A 15,843-nucleotide genomic window follows, 5' to 3' on the forward strand; every position below is an offset into this window, starting at 1 on the left:
CGGGCCGTCCGGCAGGGAGTGCCGGAGGGGCCGGACGGGCCGGTGGGAGCCTGGGCCCCGTCGGCCCTCCGGCTGTCCGCCGAGCGCTCCGCGGACCGGCCGGTCCGGCGGGTCAGTTGGGGATGAGGCCCCCGTCGGTGAGCATCTCCCGTACTTCTTCGAGGGATGCGTCCGGCGCGGGCAGGATCAGCTCCGAGGGCTCCAGTGCGTCGTCGGACAGGGGCGAGCCCATCGTCCGCACCGCGTTGAGGAGCGCCGCCAGCGTGTGGCGGAAGCCCTCCTCGTCGCCCGTCTCCATCTCGGAGAGCAGCTCGTCGTCCAGCTTGTTCAGCTCGGCGAAGTGGCTGTCGTCCAGCTTCACCTGGCCTTCTCCCATGATCCGTACGATCATGCCGCTCTCCTTCTGGCGCGGGGCCCTCAGCTGCTTCTCGGTGTCACTGCTCCCGGGAGCCGGGGCTGCCGCTCGTCCGCGGCGCTGCCCCGGCCTGCCTGCCGGCCGCTACTTCTCGAACTTCGGGGTGTCCTGGGACTGCTGCTGGCCCTGGGACTGCCCGGTGCCGCTGCCGCCCTCGATGGCCTGCTGCCCGCCGCTCTCCGAGCCGCCGGCCAGCTCGGCCTTCATACGCTGAAGCTCCAGCTCGACGTCCGAACCACCGGAGAGCCTGTCCAGCTCGGCGGTGATGTCGTCCTTCGCCATGCCGGAAGGGTCCTCGAGAGCGCCGGAGGCGAGCAGCTCGTCGATCGCGCCGGAGCGGGCCTGCAGCTGCGCCGTCTTGTCCTCGGCGCGCTGGATGGCCATGCCGACGTCGCCCATCTCCTCGGAGATGCCGGAGAAGGCCTCGCCGATGCGCGTCTGCGCCTGCGCGGCCGTGTAGGTGGCCTTGATGGTCTCCTTCTTCGTGCGGAAGGCGTCCACCTTCGCCTGAAGCCGCTGGGAGGCGAGCGTCAGCTTCTCCTCCTCGCCCTGCAGCGTCTGGTGCTGCGACTCCAGGTCCGTGACCTGCTGCTGCAGCGCGGCACGGCGGGAGAGCGCCTCGCGGGCCAGATCCTCGCGCCCCAGGGCGAGGGCCTTCTTGCCCTGCTCCTCCAGCTTGGTGGACTGGCCCTGGAGCTGGCTCATCTGCAGCTCCAGGCGCTTGCGGGACGTTGCCACGTCGGCGACCCCGCGGCGCACCTTCTGAAGCAGCTCGAGCTGCTTCTGGTACGAGTAGTCGAGCGTCTCGCGCGGGTCCTCGGCCCGGTCCAGGGCCTTGTTGGCCTTCGCGCGGAAGATCATTCCCATACGCTTCATGACACCGCTCATGGGCCTCGCGCGCCCCCTTCGTAACGGACTGAGCCTCAGCAGCACACCTTCAAGACCCAAGACTACGGGCCCTGGTTCCATTACCGCACTGTTCGACCGCGGATGCGCTCCTCCTGAAGGACGATCGGGGCGTGACACCTCCGGCGCAAGGAGTAGGCGCGTCCCGTGGTCAGCCGACGTGGAGGGCCTCACGGCCGGTGGTCCCGTCGTGGCAGCAATGGCAGTCGTGGCAGTACGGGCACGGGCGCGGGCGCGGGCGCGGGTGGGGGCGCGGGCGCGGGCGCGGGTGGGGTCGGGGACATGCAGCGCGATGACCGGACGGGCGGCGCGAGGGGTGCCGGCGGACCGGACGCGGCGCGGCGACCGCTCCGCACCGGCTCGAACCCGGGTGTTGCGAGATCGTTCCCGGCAGGGCTCTGGGGCACCTCCGCGCCGCACCGTAGGCTTGGCGGCGTGTTCCGAAGCCGTTCGAAGGACGGGCAGGCCGCTCCCACCGCGAAGGTGACCGCCGCCGAGCCCCAGCAGACCCGTGACCCGCAGGCTCCCAAGGGCCGGCCGACGCCCAAGCGCAGCGAGGCCCAGTCGCAGCGCCGCACGCTCGCGAAGGCGCCGTCCAACCGCAGGGAGGCCGCCAAGCGGCAGCGCGAGGCGCGCCGCAGCGCCATGACCCGCCAGCGTGAGGCGCTGGCGAGCGGCGACGAGCGCTATCTGCCCGCGCGTGACAAGGGCCCCGTACGGCGCTACGCCCGCGACTACGTGGACTCGCGGTGGTCCGTCGCGGAGTTCTTCCTGCCGATCGCTGTGATCATCCTGGTGCTGAGCATGATGCCCTCGCTCCAGCTGAAGAACATCTCGCTCCTGCTCTGGCTGTTCGTGATCGTGATGATCGTGCTGGACTCGATCGGGCTCGGCTTCCGGCTCAAGAGGGACCTGCGGGAGCGCTTCCCGGACGAGTCCAGGCGCGGCGCCGTCGCCTACGCGCTGATGCGTACGCTCCAGCTGCGCAAGATGCGCCTGCCCAAGCCGCAGGTCGCACGCGGCGAGAAGCCCTGAACGGGCGGCAGGGAGGCCGGGCCGCCCTCGTGTGCGCGGCCTCGGGCCCGGCGGAACGCCGTCGATGTGCCGCGGGTGCGCCGTGGACCTGACTGATCCCGGACAGCTCGCGCAGCGGCTCCTGGCCCGCCAGCTCGACGAGCAGATATCGGCCGCGTTCGACGCCGAACGGCGGCTGCGTGTGCTCGACGTCGGGCTCGGCCGCGGTGTCCAGGCGCTGAGGCTGGCGCGCGCGGGCCACACGGTCACCGGCCTTCAGTCCGATCCCGATCTGCGTGAACTCTTCGAGAAGGACCTCGCCGAGGAGCCGGAGGAGACACGCGGGCGTGTGCGGCTCGTGACCGGTGGGAGCGAGGACACCGGCGCGCACTTCCGGCCCGGTGCCTTCGACGTGGTGATGTGCCACGACGGCCTGCTCCAGGCCTCCAGTCCCGGCACCACCCTGGCCGGACTCGCCCGTGTGCTGGCCCCCGGCGGACTGATGTCCCTGCTGATACGCAACGACGCGGCCCTGGCCATGCACCCCGGCAGGGCCGGCGACTGGGACGCGGCGCTGGCCGCGCTCGACTTCCCGGAACGGACCGGCAGCACGCTGCGTGTGGAGACGCTCACCAGGGGGCTGGCCGGGATCGGCACGCCGCTGCGCCAGTGGTACGGGGTGGGGATATTCGGCAGCCATTGCCCCGCCGAGGAGGAGAAGTCGGAGCGGATGCTCGCCGTGGAGGAGCGCGCGGGACGCCTCGATCCGTACCGTTCCGTGGCGTCGATGCTGCACATCTGCGGGGTGCGCGGCGGCTGACCGTCAGGGGACGCCTCCGGCGCCGGCCGGGGACGGCGAACGCGCGGGCGGCGGACACCGAGGCGGCTCCCGCTCCGACGCGCTCGTCCCGCTCCTGGGAGCCGGTGGCCCCGCCCCCTGTCACCGGGGGTCGAGGACCCTTGGGGGGCGGGACGCGGCCGGGTTCCGGCCACGGCCCGCCGTCGCCGGCCGCTACACGTTCTCGCCCTCGAAGCCTTCCTCGGCGTGCAGGCTCATGGGGCCGTAGACCTTGCTGCCGTCGTCCAGCAGGGTCACCTGGTCGGTGCCGCCCTGAAGCAGGTCCTTCCAGACCTCGCCGATCCAGGACTCGGCGTCCCCCTGAGTGGGGAACTCCTCGGGCGCCACGGCGGGTTCGGTCTCCGATCCGTCGGCCTTCTCGAACCGCCACGTCCACGCCATGAATGCCTCCCGAGATCGACTGTTGCTGCCCGCAGACTAGTCCTGAGCGAGCGGGCGCCGACCGCGCACGAGACGATCGGGGGGTGGAACTCACACTGCTCGGCACCGGAGCCCCTTCCGGTCTCCCGCGCCCCGACTGCCCGTGCGCCGTGTGCGCCGCCTGCGCCAGGGGCCGTACGAACACGCGCGCGGCCACGGCCGTTCTCGTCGACAGCACGCTGCTCCTCGACCTCACCCCCGGCCCCGCATTCGCCGCCGCCCGTGCGGGACGGTCACTGCACGGCGTACGTCAGGTGCTGCTCACGCACCCGCACGAAGGCCCCGCCACGGAGTTCCCCGCGGGGCTGCCCGCGCCGCTGCGTGTCGCCGAGCGGCAGGAGCTCGCGCTCATCAGCGGCCACCGCGTGCGTGCCCTCGCCCTGGACGCGCCCGGCACCGGCTACCAGGTGACCGGCCCCGGCGGAGAACGCCTCCTCTACCTGCCGCCACGGGCCGCCCCGGCCGGTCTCGAGGAAGGGCGCGAACCGGTCTCCGCCCCCTACGACATGGTGCTGCTCGACATGCTCGGCCGCCCCGAGGCGCTCGCCCGGCTGCGCGAGGCGGGTGCGGTCGGCCCGGCCACCGACGTCGTCGCGGTCCACATCGACCACGACGTGCCGCCGGGCCCCGAGCTGCGCCGGCGCCTCGCCGCTGCGGGAGCCCACGCCGAACCGGACGGGACGACCCTCGTCGTCGGCGACTACCCGGACATCCCCGAGATTCCGCGCCGCACGCTCGTACTCGGCGGGGCGCGGTCCGGGAAGTCCGTCGAGGCGGAGCAGCGGCTGGCTTCCTTCCCCGGCGTCGTCTACGTGGCGACCGGCGGTACCCGCGAAGGCGATTCCGAGTGGGCGGCCCGGATCACCGCGCACAAGGAACGACGTCCCCCCTCCTGGCGCACCACCGAGACCTGCGATCTGGTGCCGCTGCTGGAGGAGCCGGGCCCGCCCCTGCTCATAGACTGTCTCGCCCTGTGGCTGACGGACGCGATGGACACCGTGGGCGCCTGGGACGACCAGCGCTGGGCCACCGTCGGTTCGCGCATGCTCAGGGAGCGGGTCTCGGCGCTCGTCTCGGCGCTGCGCGGAACCCGCCGGACCGTGGTCGCGGTGAGCAACGAGGTGGGGTCGGGCATCGTCCCCGAAACATCGTCGGGGCGCCGCTTCCGCGACGAACTGGGCCGTCTGAACACGGAGTTCGCCGGCGAGTGCGAGCACGTACTGCTGGTCACCGCCGGGATCGCGCAGCCGCTGCGCGGCTGACGGCACGGGCCCCTCGGGCGGAGCCGCGGCGCCCCGGCACGACCCCTGTGCGCGTACGCACCGCACCGCCGTACGCACGGGCACCGTGCCGTAACCTTCGCCTACATGACTGACCGCACCCTGGACCTGGACGACTTCTCCGATCTCATCGAGCGCCCGCACGGCGGCCTGCGCCGGGACGCCGAGGAGCGAAGGGCGCGGACGGGCCTGCCGGCCGAGGCGCTGGGCAGGCTCGACGAGCTGGGCGAGTGGCTGACGGCGGCTCAGGGACGGGTGCCCGTCGAACCGTTGCGGCAGCCGCGGCTCGTGGTCTTCGCGGGCGATCACGGTGTGGCCTCGCTGGACGTCTCGACCCGCCGTGCCGGTACGGCGCACACGCTCGTACGGGAGACGCTGGAGGGCACGACGCCCGCCGCGATCCTCGCCCGCAGGTTCGAAGTCCCGGTCAGGATCGTCGACATGGCGCTCGACTGCGACCCGTCGGAACTGCCGGAAGAGGTGACCCGCCACCGGGTGCGCCGCTGCTCCGGCCGCCTCGACACCGAGGACACGCTGACCGGGCCGGAGGCCGAGGCGGCCTTCCGTGCGGGGATGGCCGTCGCGGACGAGGAGGCGGATGCGGGCACGGACCTCGTCGTTCTCGGCGATCTGTCCGTCGGCGGCACGACGGCCGCGGCGACGCTGATCGCAGCGCTGTGCGGAACGGACGCGTCCGTCGTCACCGGCCGGGGCGGCGGCGTGATCGACGACCTGACGTGGATGCGCAAGTGCGCCGCCGTCAGGGACGGGTTGCGCCGTGCGCGGCCCGTACTGGGCGATCAGCTGGAGCTGCTGGCCGCGGTCGCGGGCGCCGACCTCACGGCCATGACCGGTTTCCTGCTCCAGTCCGCGGTACGCCGCACGCCCGTCGTGCTCGACGGCGTCGTCACCGCGGCGTGCGCGCTCGTTGCGCAGCGGGTCGCCTTCCGGGCCCCTGACTGGTGGGTCGCCGGGCATGCGAGCAGTGAGCCCGCGCAGGCGAAGGCGCTCGACCGCATGGCCCTCGATCCGCTGCTCGAGCAGCGGATCGAGGTCGGCGGTGGCACAGGCGCTCTGCTGGCCCTGCCGATGGTGCAGGCGGCGGCCGAACTCGCGGCGCAGCTGCCCGTGTCGGAGGACGCCGAGGACGAGAAGAAGGACGACGGATACTCCGACGAAGCCAACCCCCCGGCGCTGGACGTGACTTGAACGCTCACCGGTACCGGGTGCGCATCCCGCTCGACCCGCCGCGAGCCGCCCTCGGTGAAGCCCTCCCGGTCAACCGGGTGCATGGGGCAGCGTGCAGGACGGGCGGACCTGCGAACTCTGCGGCGCCGGGGACGAGTTGACAACGAAGTACGACGCGGACCGACGGGGCCGACGGGCCGGGCCTCTCCCCGGGGGCGTCCCGCCGGGCAGAGGCCCGGCAGGCCGGGAGTGCCGGCCGGGGCCGGCCGACGCCGGCAACCGCGGTGCGCCTCCGCGCCGGCCTTGCCTCGTCGTGCGCGGGCGGTGCCGTCGCGGAGCGTGAAGCGCTAGCCTGCGTTCCGATGGACACCACTCCCCCGGACGACCCCGGACAGACCGGCGGGCCCGGCGGGCCCCGGGACCACGACGCCCGGACCCGCGAACCCGGCGAATCCTGTGCGCCCCGCGGGGAGAAGTCTTACGAGGCGCCCCGCGAGGAAGACACCCGCGGGTCCGCGGAGCCGGCCGGCGACGACGGCCGCAAGGGCTCCGGCAACGGCTCCGGCACAGGCTCGGGCAACGGCTCCGGGAAGGCCGCCGATGCGGTCGCCTCCGCCGAGGACGGCATCCGCTTCGCTCTCGGCACGTTCACCGTCCTTCCTGTGAACGTCCCACGCTGGGACCGCGGTTCGGCACGTCGCGGAATGGAGTGGGCTCCGCTCGTGGGTCTGCTCGTCGGGCTCACCGCCGCCGCCGCGGGCCTGCTCGCGCTGCTGCTCGGCACGTCCTCGCTGCTCGCCGCCGTCGTCTCCGTGGCCGTGCCCGCCGTGCTCACGCGGGCCCTGCACCTCGACGGCCTCGCCGACGTCGCGGACGGCCTGGGAAGCGCCAAGCCCGCCGAGGGCGCACTGCGGATCATGAAGCAGCCGGACATCGGCCCGTTCGGCGTGGTCACCCTCGTCCTCGTGCTGCTGGCGCAGGTCGCGGTCCTCAACGAGCTCTACGGCCAGGGGGGTTGGGCCCCCGGAGCGCTCGCCGTCATCGTCTCGGCCGTCACAGCGCGCACCGCGCTCACCCTCGCAGCTCGTTCGGGTGTTCCTGCCGCCCGTCCGGAAGGGCTCGGCTCGTTCGTCGCCGGAACGGTTCCGGTGCGTACGGCCGTGATGGTCGCCGCGTCGGTCGCCGTGCTGAGCGCCGCCGCGGGCGCTGTCGTGGGCTGGTGGAACCCGCTCTTCGGCGCAGTGTCGTACCTCTTCGCCGTGGGGCTCGGACTGGCCGTCGCGGAGCTGCTGCTGCGCCACTGCCGCCGCCGTCTCGGCGGCATCACCGGCGACGTCTTCGGTGCGCTCGCGGAGTGCGCGGCCACCGTGACGCTCGTCGTGCTGGCCTTCGGCTGACCCGCCCGGCGCAACGCCCGGCCTGCGGTCCGCCCGCCGGCCCGGACCTCAGTACCCGCCCCGGGCCCCGGTGTTGACCGTCACGCGTTGCGTAAGGTCTCCCGCACAACACGTGTTGTACGGGCATACGATGCCCGATGTGCCGGGAGCCGTTCACCCGTATCCGGCGATCCGGCGCTCCGGCGTCCGAACAGGAAGAAGGTCCCTCTCACCGTGTCTGCTCTGACTCTCAGCACTTCGTCCGCCACGACCCAGCGCGCGGACGTGGTCGTGATCGGCGTCGCCAAGGGCGCCAAGGGCCCAGTCGTCGCTCTCGGCGGCGAGGCCGTGGACAAGGCGTACGGCGGGAAGCTCGCCGCGACCCTGGACGCGCTCGGTGCGAGCGGCAACGAGGGCGAGACCACGAAGCTCCCGGCGCCGGCCGCCGGGCTCAAGGCGCCGGTGGTGCTGGCCGTCGGCCTGGGCGACGCACCCGGCAAGCACGAGTCATACGGCCTGGAGACACTGCGCCGCGCCGCGGGAACGGCGGCGCGGGCCCTGGCCGGCACGAAGAAGGCCGCGTTCGCCCTGCCCGTCGACGACGCGGCGGCAGTGGGCGCCGTCGCCGAGGGTGCGCTGCTCGGCGCGTACTCCTTCACCGCCTACCGCAGTTCCGACGAGGGCCGCAAGAACGGCAGGAAGGGCGGCGCCGCCGGGGAGAAGAAGGACAAGGGGGGCGCGAGCGCGCCGCTCGCCGAGATCACCGTCATCGGCGCGAAGCCGCGGGACAAGGCGCACAAGGCCGCCGCCGAGCGTGCCCAGGTGCTCGCCTCCGAGGTGGTGCGCGCCCGCGACCTGATCAACACCCCCTCGAACGACCTCACTCCGGCCGTCTTCGCCGACCACGCGAGGGAGGCCGCCAAGCAGCACGGCCTGGACATCGAGGTGCTCGACGAGGGTGCGCTCGCCAAGGGCGGCTACGGAGGCATCCTCGGCGTCGGCAAGGGCTCGGAGAACCCGCCGCGTCTGGTGCGGATCTCCCACACGCACCCCAAGGCGCAGAAGACCGTCGCCCTCGTCGGGAAGGGCATCACCTACGACTCGGGCGGCATCTCCCTCAAGCCCGTCGGCCACAACGAGACGATGAAGTGCGACATGAGCGGCGCCGCCGCCGTGTTCGCGGCCGTGGTCTCGGCCGCCCGGCTCGGCCTGCGCGTCAACGTCACCGGGTGGCTGGCGCTGGCCGAGAACATGCCGTCCGGGTCGGCCACTCGTCCGGGTGACGTCCTGCACATGTACAGCGGCAAGACCGTCGAGGTCCTCAACACCGACGCCGAGGGGCGGCTGGTGCTCGCGGACGCGCTGACCCGCGCGGGCGAGGAGTCGCCGGACGCGATCGTCGACGTCGCCACCCTCACCGGCGCGATGATGGTGGCGCTGGGCAACCGCACCTTCGGCGTCCTCAGCAACAACGACGACTTCCGCAGCACCGTGCACGAACTGGCGGAGCAGGCGGGCGAGGCGTCCTGGCCGATGCCGATGCCGAAGCATCTGCGCAAGGGCATGGAGTCCCCCGTCGCCGACATCTCCAACATCGGCGAGCGGCCGGGCGGCGGCCTCGTCGCGGGCCTGTTCCTGAACGAGTTCGTCGACGAGGACGTCCTCTGGGCTCATCTGGACATCGCGGGGCCCGCGTTCAACGACTCCGGCCCCTTCGGCTACACCCCCAAGGGCGGCACCGGCTCCGGGGTGCGCACGCTGGTGCGTCTCGCCGAGCGTGCCGCGGCGGGCGAGCTTCCTTGAGGCGGCCCGGCGTTCGCCGGTTTCTCCCTCTCCCCGCGAGTGCGTGCCGGGCTGCGTGAGCATCGTCACACTTCCCGCCGTATTCGAGGGGTACGTCGTGCAGTCGCCCGGCGGTACGGCCTGGTTCGCCGAGAGCGATCGTGGCCGTACCGCCGGGTACACGGCCCCGCGTCCCGCATCGTGCCGACAAGTGCGAAGATGGGTTCCCGGCAGGACAGGGCCCCAGCGCGGCTTCACCAAGCCGAGTCCAGGGCCGAGCAGTACAGCGGCCGCAATACAGCCGCCCGGTCTGAGAACAGGCCGGCTCCGGCGTACCCATGCATGGAGGACGTGACGTGGCGAACGACGCCAGCACCGTTTTCGACCTAGTGATCCTCGGAGGCGGTAGCGGCGGCTATGCCGCTGCCCTGCGCGGGGCGCAGCTGGGTCTGGACGTCGCCCTGATCGAGAAGGACAAGCTGGGCGGCACCTGTCTGCACCGGGGCTGCATCCCCACCAAGGCGCTGCTGCACACCGGCGAACTGGCCGACCAGGCCCGCGAGGGTGCGAAGTACGGCGTGAAGAGCTCCTTCGAGGGCATCGACATGGCCGGGGTGCACAAGTACAAGGACGGCGTGGTCTCGGGGCTGTACAAGGGCCTCCAGGGCCTCGTCGCCTCCCGCAAGATCACCTACGTCGAGGGCGAGGGCCGGCTGTCGTCCGCCACGTCCGTCGACGTCAACGGGCAGCGCTACGAGGGCCGGCACATCCTCCTGGCGACCGGCTCGGTCCCCAAGTCGCTTCCCGGGCTGGAGATCGACGGCAACCGCATCATCTCCTCCGACCACGGGCTGCTCCTGGACCGCGTTCCGCAGTCCGCGATCATCCTGGGCGGCGGCGTCATCGGCGTCGAATTCGCCTCCGCCTGGAAGTCGTTCGGCACGGACGTGACGATCGTCGAGGGCCTCCCCCACCTCGTTCCCGCCGAGGACGAGAACAGCTCCAAGCTGCTGGAGCGCGCGTTCCGCAAGCGCGGCATCTCCTTCTCGCTCGGCTCCTTCTTCGAGAAGGCCGAGTACACGAACGACGGCGTGAAGGTCAGCCTCGCCAACGGCAAGGAGTACGAGGCGGAGATCCTGCTCGTCGCCATCGGCCGCGGCCCCGTCTCGCAGGGCCTGGGCTACGAGGAGGCCGGGGTCGCCATGGACCGCGGGTTCGTCCTCGCCGACGAGTACTGCCGCACCAACGTGCCGACGATCTCGGCCGTGGGCGACCTCATCCCGACGCTGCAGCTCGCACACGTCGGCTTCGCCGAGGGCATCCTCGTCGCGGAGCGGCTGGCCGGGCTGAACCCGGTGCCGGTGGACTACGACGGCGTTCCGCGGGTGACGTACTGCCACCCGGAGGTCGCCTCCGTCGGTGTCACCGAGGAGAAGGCCAAGGAGATCTACGGGGCCGACAAGGTCGTCACCCTCAAGTACAACCTCGCCGGCAACGGCAAGAGCAAGATCCTCAACACCACGGGCGAGATCAAACTGGTCCAGGTCCGCGATGGTGCTGTGGTGGGCGTCCACATGGTCGGTGACCGGATGGGCGAGCAGGTGGGCGAGGCCCAGCTCATCTACAACTGGGAGGCGCTGCCGGCCGAGGTCGCGCAGCTCATCCACGCGCACCCCACACAGAGCGAGGCGCTCGGCGAGGCCCACCTGGCCCTCGCGGGGAAGCCTCTGCACTCCCACGACTGATCAAGGCCTCCCCTGGCCCCCGCTCAGCGAGGGGCACGGCAGTAGGGGAAGAGTCCGGGCGCTTCCCGCATCCGCACCATTCCGTTAGGAGCAACCGAAACCATGGCGGTTTCCGTAACCCTGCCGGCGCTCGGCGAGAGCGTCACCGAGGGCACCGTCACCCGCTGGCTGAAAGCCGAGGGTGAGCAAGTGGAGGCCGACGAGCCGCTGCTCGAGGTCTCCACCGACAAGGTCGACACCGAGATCCCGGCGCCCGCCGCCGGAACGCTCTCTTCCATCAAGGTCGCCGAGGACGAGACGGTCGAGGTCGGCGCCGAACTGGCCGTGATCGACGACGGCGGCTCCCCTGCGCCGGCGGCCGAGGCACCGGCCGCTCAGCCGGAGCCGGCAGCCGAGCCGCAGCAGGCGCAGCCCGCGGCCGAGGCGGCTCCTGCCGGCGGCGGGGGCGGCGGCTCGGCGGAGGGCACGGACGTGGTCCTTCCCGCGCTGGGCGAGTCGGTCACCGAGGGCACCGTCACCCGCTGGCTGAAGCAGGTCGGCGAGGAAGTGGAGGCCGACGAGCCGCTGCTCGAGGTCTCCACCGACAAGGTCGACACCGAGATCCCGGCGCCCGCCGCCGGAACGCTGCTCGAGATCGTCGTCGGCGAGGACGAGACCGCCGAGGTCGGCGCGAAGCTGGCCGTGATCGGCAGTGGGGCCTCCGCGGCGCCGGCGGCCGAGGCACCGGCCGCTCAGCCGGAGCCGGCAGCCGAGCCGCAGCAGGCCCGCCCCGAGCCGCAGCCGGAACCGGCCAAGCCGGCCGAGCCCGCCCCCGCACCGAAGGCTGAGCAGGCTCCGGCTCCCGCCCCCGCGGCGCCGAAGCCCGCACCGGCTCCCGCGCCCGCCGCGTCCGCCGCTCCCGCCGTCAGCGAGTCCGACGGCGCGTACGTCACCCCACTCGTGCGCAAGCTGGCCAACGAGCAGGGCGTCGACCTGAGCACCGTCAAGGGCTCGGGCGTCGGCGGCCGCATCCGCAAGCAGGACGTCACCGCCGCGGCGGAGGCCGCCAAGGCTGCCGCACCGGCTCCGGCCGCCGCGGCAGCGGGTGCCCCTACGGCCCCCAAGTCGCCGAAGCTGGAGCCCTCTCCGCTGCGCGGCCAGACGGTGAAGATGCCGCGTATCCGCAAGGTGATCGCGGAGAACATGATGAAGGCGCTGCACAACCAGGCGCAGCTGTCCACCGTGGTCGAGGTCGACGTCACGCGCGTGATGCGGCTCCGGGCGCGCGCCAAGGACGCCTTCGCGGCCCGGGAGGGCGTCAAGCTCTCCCCGATGCCGTTCTTCGTGCAGGCGGCGGCGGAGGCGCTCAAGGCGCACCCGTCCGTCAACTCGCGGCTCAACGACGACGGCACGATCACCTACCACGACGTCGAGAACATCGGCATCGCGGTGGACTCCGAGAAGGGCCTGATGGTCCCCGTCATCAAGGAGGCGGGAAACCTCAACCTCGCGGGCATCGCGCGCAAGACGGCGGAGCTGGCGAAGAAGGTGCGCGAGGGCGGCCTGGGCCCGGACGACATGTCGGGCGGCACGTTCACGATCAGCAACACCGGTTCGCGCGGTGCGCTGTTCGACACGGTCATCGTGAACTACCCGCAGGTCGCGGAGCTCGGCATCGGCGCGACGGTCCGCCGTCCGATGGTCGTCGACCACCCGGAGCTGGGCGAGACGATCGCCATCCGCGACATGGTCTACCTGACCCTGTCCTACGACCACCAGCTGGTCGACGGCGCGGACGCCGCGCGCTACCTCAGCGACGTCAAGGCCCGCCTGGAAGCAGGCGAGTTCGAGGGCGAACTGGGTCTGTGACCCACCGCTGAAGGACCGGGACGGCCCCGCACGGACAGCTCCGGCTGCTCCGTGCGGGGCCGTCGCCGTACTGCCGTCCGGCCTCCCGCCCGGCCGAGGGCGTGGGCAGCCGAGAAGCGCAGGGGCCGCTTACGGAAAGGGCCCCCGGGAGCGGGGCGTCCACGCGTACGATCTGGGCCCGGCACAAAACACCGGAGAACCCCCCATGCTGCGCATCCACTTCACGGGTACCGACCTCGCGCGCACGCACGTCGCAGAGGGCCCCGATCCGCTCTGGGAGACGGTCTTCAGCCTGCACATGCTGCGGGCCCGCTACGGCAGGCTGCCGTTCGCGGACTGGCGCCGCCGCGTCCGGGCCGGCCTGCGGGGACACGGACGAACCGACGACGTACGGCAGTTGATGTCGCTCGTGCCCGACGCCAGTTACTTCCCGGACTTCCTCACCCCGCCCGAAGGACTGCTCGGTCTGGAGGAAGGCATCGAGGCCGTCGTCGCCACGCCGCGCGAGCGCATCTCGCGCGAACTGGCCGTCCTGCACGCGCGCGTCGGCGCCCCGAGCTGGGCCAAGGACCTGACGGACCGGTCCCCCCACGCCCGCAGGCACCTCGGGGAGATGATCTCCGGCTATCACGCGCGGGCAGTGACGCCGTACTGGCAGGCGATCCGCCGGCGCGCGGCCGCCGACCGCGCGCTGCGCGTCCGCGCACTGCACACGGGCGGAGCGGACGGCGCGCAGGGTCTGCTGGCGAGCTTCCGTCCCGCGATGCGCTGGCGGCCGCCCGTGCTGGAGATACCCGGGCACCCGGTCGACCGCGATCTGCACCTGCGGGGGCGGGGACTGCTGCTGGTGCCTTCCCAGTTCCTCTGGAACCGCCCGGTGCCGCTGGCCGACCCCGAACTGCCGCCCACCATCCTGTATCCCCTGGACCGCGACGCGCGGTGGATGTCCCTCGTCCCGCACCACAGGGCCGCTGAGCCCTCGCCCTCCGGTGACGCCCTCGCGCGGCTGCTGGGCAGGACACGCGCGGAAGTGCTGCGTGCCACGGCCACCGTCCCGAACACGACCGAACTCGCCCGCCGCGTCGGCATCTCGCCCTCGGCCGCGAGCCAGCACGCCGCGGTGCTGCGGGACGCCGGTCTCATCGTCAGTCACCGGCACGCCAACAGCGTTTTCCACCAGCTCAGTTCGGCAGGGGGCGCGCTGCTGCGGCAGCAGTCGGCGGACTCGGGACATATGTGACGGCGGTGACGGCGGAGCGCGTGCGCGCACGCCGCCCGCGCAGCGGGCCGCCCCGGACAGCGAGCCCCCGCCTGCGGTTGCGGGCAGGCAGGGGCACCCTCGGGCGGCCGTGGCCGGAGTTGCTCGCCGTTCACGACCGACGGCCGCCCCGACAGAGGCAGACCCGGGCGCCGCCCGGGTCTTTCCTTGCTGTCCCCCCATGCCCAGGGCGGAGCACGCCCTGCACGTCAAGGACTGTGACTCACACACGGCCCCGCGGCCAGGTTGATGAAGCCACAGGCACAACACACAGGTCAGATGACCCAACACACGTACGAGCGAGGCGAGTTGGCCGCACCGGGGAGCCGCACGGGAGGACGCGGTCCGGGAGGGCGAACGCACACGCCGGTCGCGCCGGACCGTCAAGGGCGGGCATGCTGCCGGGATGGACAACGCCGAAGCGCTCCTCATCGGAGGCCGTGCCGGGGTGGGCAAGTCAAGCGTGGGGTGGGAGGTTTCGGCCCGGCTGCGCGCCTCCGGTGTCGCGCACGCCGTCATCGAGGGCGACTTCATGGGCCAGGTCCACCCCGCGCCGGCAGGTGACCCCGACCGCACGGGGATCGTCGAACGCAACCTCACCGCCGTGTGGGCCAACTACGCGGAACTCGGGTACCGGCGCCTGATCTACACCAACACCCTCGCCGTCATGCCCCGGATGGGGGTCCTCTTCCAGCGCGCCATGGGTACGGACGTACGCGTCGTGCGCATCCTGCTGACAGCCTCCGACGGGGCGGCGACCGAGCGCCTGACGGAACGCGAGCGCGGATCGGAGCTGGAGGACGCGCTGCGCTCCAGTCTGCGCAAGGCCCGGCTGCTGGAGGAACGGGTGCCCGCGGACACCGTGCGGGTGGCGACCGACGGCCGCTCCGTCGTGAAGATCGCGCGGGACGTGGTGGCCGCAACCGGATGGGGCTCGTGACGAAACCCTCACGGATCGTGGCCCCCGGCCGGCGCGCCCGTAACCTGCGGGGTCGTATCGTCGAAGCACCGTCCCCGCCGAGCCCACTCGCACCACCGGCCTCCCGGACCGCCCCAGGAAGGACCCGCTCCCGTGACCTCGACTCCGTCCCCGTCCCGGCCGCTGGCGCACTCGCTGCGCGAGCAGATCCGCGAGCACATCGTGGACGGCATCGTCAGCGGCCGGTGGAAGCCCGGTGAGCGGATCGTGGAGCGGCGGATCGCCGTGGAACTGGAGGTCAGCCAGACGCCGGTGCGGGAGGCGCTGCGCGAACTGGAGACGCTGCGGCTGATCGAGTCGGCGACGAACAAGGGCGTGCGCGTACGGGAGTTGTCGGCGGCCGATCTGGAGGAGATCTACCCGGTGCGCGCCGGGCTGGAGCAGATCGCCGCCGAACTGGCGGCTCCGCGCCTGGCCGGTGACGCGTCCGCACTCGCCCCGCACGTGGCCGCGCTGTACGAGGCGGACCGTGCCGGTGACGGCGAGGCCCAGGTGCGGCACACCGTCGCCTTCCACCGGGAGATGGTGCGGGCGGCGGGCAACAGCGTGCTGCTGCACACGTGGGAGTCGCTGGGCATCGAGGTGTGGACGGCGCTGTCGATCCGCTGGCTCGGGACGGTGCAGCAGTCGTACGCGGAGGAGCACGAGGCGGTCATGGAGGCCTTCCGCCGGCGCGATCCACGGATCGCGGAGCTCGTCAAGGCGCATGTCATGGGCTGCGCGCCGGCACCGCGGGACGGCGAAGCCTGAGCCCGCCGGGCGCCTGACCGGGG

The 15,843-nt window shown here is 72.7% G+C and carries 14 protein-coding genes; 11 read left to right on the forward strand and 3 right to left on the reverse strand.

Translation table 11 applies throughout. The features are described from left to right. Positions 1–112: 112 nt before the first annotated feature. Entirely contained in the window at positions 113–391 is a 279-nt protein-coding gene (gene pspAA / locus EV375_RS06045) for a PspA-associated protein PspAA (RefSeq protein ID WP_130298529.1), read from the reverse strand. Between the two features lie 108 nt (positions 392–499). After that, entirely contained in the window at positions 500–1,303 is an 804-nt protein-coding gene (locus EV375_RS06050) for a PspA/IM30 family protein (RefSeq protein ID WP_130298530.1), read from the reverse strand. Positions 1,304–1,756: 453 nt separating this feature from the next. Between EV375_RS06050 and EV375_RS06060 the strand changes: the two genes are divergently transcribed. Both EV375_RS06060 and EV375_RS06065 read left to right on the forward strand, forming a co-directional pair. Continuing rightward, positions 1,757–2,356: a DUF3043 domain-containing protein gene (locus EV375_RS06060; protein ID WP_130298531.1), complete on the forward strand. Its 600-nt coding sequence runs from the start codon at positions 1,757–1,759 to the stop codon at positions 2,354–2,356. A 64-nt stretch (positions 2,357–2,420) separates the two neighbouring features. Next, the gene (locus EV375_RS06065; protein WP_130298532.1) at positions 2,421–3,155 is read left to right on the forward strand and encodes a methyltransferase domain-containing protein; all 735 of its coding nucleotides are present in this window, start codon (positions 2,421–2,423) and stop codon (positions 3,153–3,155) included. 192 nt (positions 3,156–3,347) lie between these two features. Here EV375_RS06065 and EV375_RS06070 read toward each other — a convergent pair whose 3' ends face one another. Then, positions 3,348–3,575: a hypothetical protein gene (locus EV375_RS06070; RefSeq protein ID WP_130298533.1), complete on the reverse strand. Its 228-nt coding sequence runs from the start codon at positions 3,573–3,575 to the stop codon at positions 3,348–3,350. Between the two features lie 83 nt (positions 3,576–3,658). Here EV375_RS06070 and EV375_RS06075 point away from each other — a divergent pair, with 83 nt between their 5' ends. From EV375_RS06075 to EV375_RS06115, 9 genes are all read left to right on the forward strand, one after another. Next, entirely contained in the window at positions 3,659–4,876 is a 1,218-nt protein-coding gene (locus tag EV375_RS06075; RefSeq protein WP_165434684.1) for a bifunctional adenosylcobinamide kinase/adenosylcobinamide-phosphate guanylyltransferase, read from the forward strand. A gap of 105 nt (positions 4,877–4,981) precedes the next feature. Further along, on the forward strand, positions 4,982–6,103 hold the full coding sequence (locus EV375_RS06080) for a nicotinate-nucleotide--dimethylbenzimidazole phosphoribosyltransferase (protein ID WP_130298535.1): 1,122 nt from the start codon (positions 4,982–4,984) through the stop codon (positions 6,101–6,103). Positions 6,104–6,708: 605 nt separating this feature from the next. Continuing rightward, positions 6,709–7,479 (forward strand): adenosylcobinamide-GDP ribazoletransferase, encoded by a 771-nt coding sequence (locus EV375_RS06085; protein ID WP_130301647.1) that lies wholly within the window; start codon positions 6,709–6,711, stop codon positions 7,477–7,479. Between the two features lie 213 nt (positions 7,480–7,692). Further along, on the forward strand, positions 7,693–9,261 hold the full coding sequence (locus tag EV375_RS06090; protein ID WP_130298536.1) for a leucyl aminopeptidase: 1,569 nt from the start codon (positions 7,693–7,695) through the stop codon (positions 9,259–9,261). 335 nt (positions 9,262–9,596) lie between these two features. Further along, a complete protein-coding gene (lpdA, locus tag EV375_RS06095) occupies positions 9,597–10,985 on the forward strand; it encodes a dihydrolipoyl dehydrogenase (RefSeq protein WP_165434685.1) in 1,389 nt (462 codons plus the stop codon). Positions 10,986–11,087: 102 nt separating this feature from the next. Further along, positions 11,088–12,833 (forward strand): 2-oxoglutarate dehydrogenase, E2 component, dihydrolipoamide succinyltransferase, encoded by a 1,746-nt coding sequence (gene sucB / locus EV375_RS06100; RefSeq protein WP_130298538.1) that lies wholly within the window; start codon positions 11,088–11,090, stop codon positions 12,831–12,833. Between the two features lie 205 nt (positions 12,834–13,038). Continuing rightward, on the forward strand, positions 13,039–14,073 hold the full coding sequence (locus EV375_RS06105; RefSeq protein ID WP_130298539.1) for a winged helix-turn-helix domain-containing protein: 1,035 nt from the start codon (positions 13,039–13,041) through the stop codon (positions 14,071–14,073). Between the two features lie 424 nt (positions 14,074–14,497). Next, positions 14,498–15,031 carry a hypothetical protein gene (locus EV375_RS06110; RefSeq protein ID WP_130298540.1) on the forward strand — a complete coding sequence of 178 codons (534 nt, stop codon included), beginning with the start codon at positions 14,498–14,500 and terminating at the stop codon, positions 15,029–15,031. 132 nt (positions 15,032–15,163) lie between these two features. Then, positions 15,164–15,820: a GntR family transcriptional regulator gene (locus EV375_RS06115; RefSeq protein WP_130298541.1), complete on the forward strand. Its 657-nt coding sequence runs from the start codon at positions 15,164–15,166 to the stop codon at positions 15,818–15,820. Positions 15,821–15,843: the final 23 nt, after the last annotated feature.

It is taken from the genome of Streptomyces sp. CNZ301 (assembly GCF_004217425.1).

Excerpts from the sequence above, each read along its gene's own strand:
- pspAA (WP_130298529.1), bottom strand. The coding sequence starts at position 391 with ATGATCGTACGGATCATGGGAGAAGGCCAGGTGAAGCTGGACGACAGC.
- EV375_RS06050 (WP_130298530.1), bottom strand. The coding sequence starts at position 1,303 with ATGAGCGGTGTCATGAAGCGTATGGGAATGATCTTCCGCGCGAAGGCC.
- EV375_RS06065 (WP_130298532.1), top strand. The coding sequence starts at position 2,421 with ATGTGCCGCGGGTGCGCCGTGGACCTGACTGATCCCGGACAGCTCGCG.
- EV375_RS06070 (WP_130298533.1), bottom strand. The coding sequence starts at position 3,575 with ATGGCGTGGACGTGGCGGTTCGAGAAGGCCGACGGATCGGAGACCGAA.
- EV375_RS06080 (WP_130298535.1), top strand. The coding sequence starts at position 4,982 with ATGACTGACCGCACCCTGGACCTGGACGACTTCTCCGATCTCATCGAG.
- sucB (WP_130298538.1), top strand. The coding sequence starts at position 11,088 with ATGGCGGTTTCCGTAACCCTGCCGGCGCTCGGCGAGAGCGTCACCGAG.
- EV375_RS06105 (WP_130298539.1), top strand. The coding sequence starts at position 13,039 with ATGCTGCGCATCCACTTCACGGGTACCGACCTCGCGCGCACGCACGTC.
- EV375_RS06110 (WP_130298540.1), top strand. The coding sequence starts at position 14,498 with ATGGACAACGCCGAAGCGCTCCTCATCGGAGGCCGTGCCGGGGTGGGC.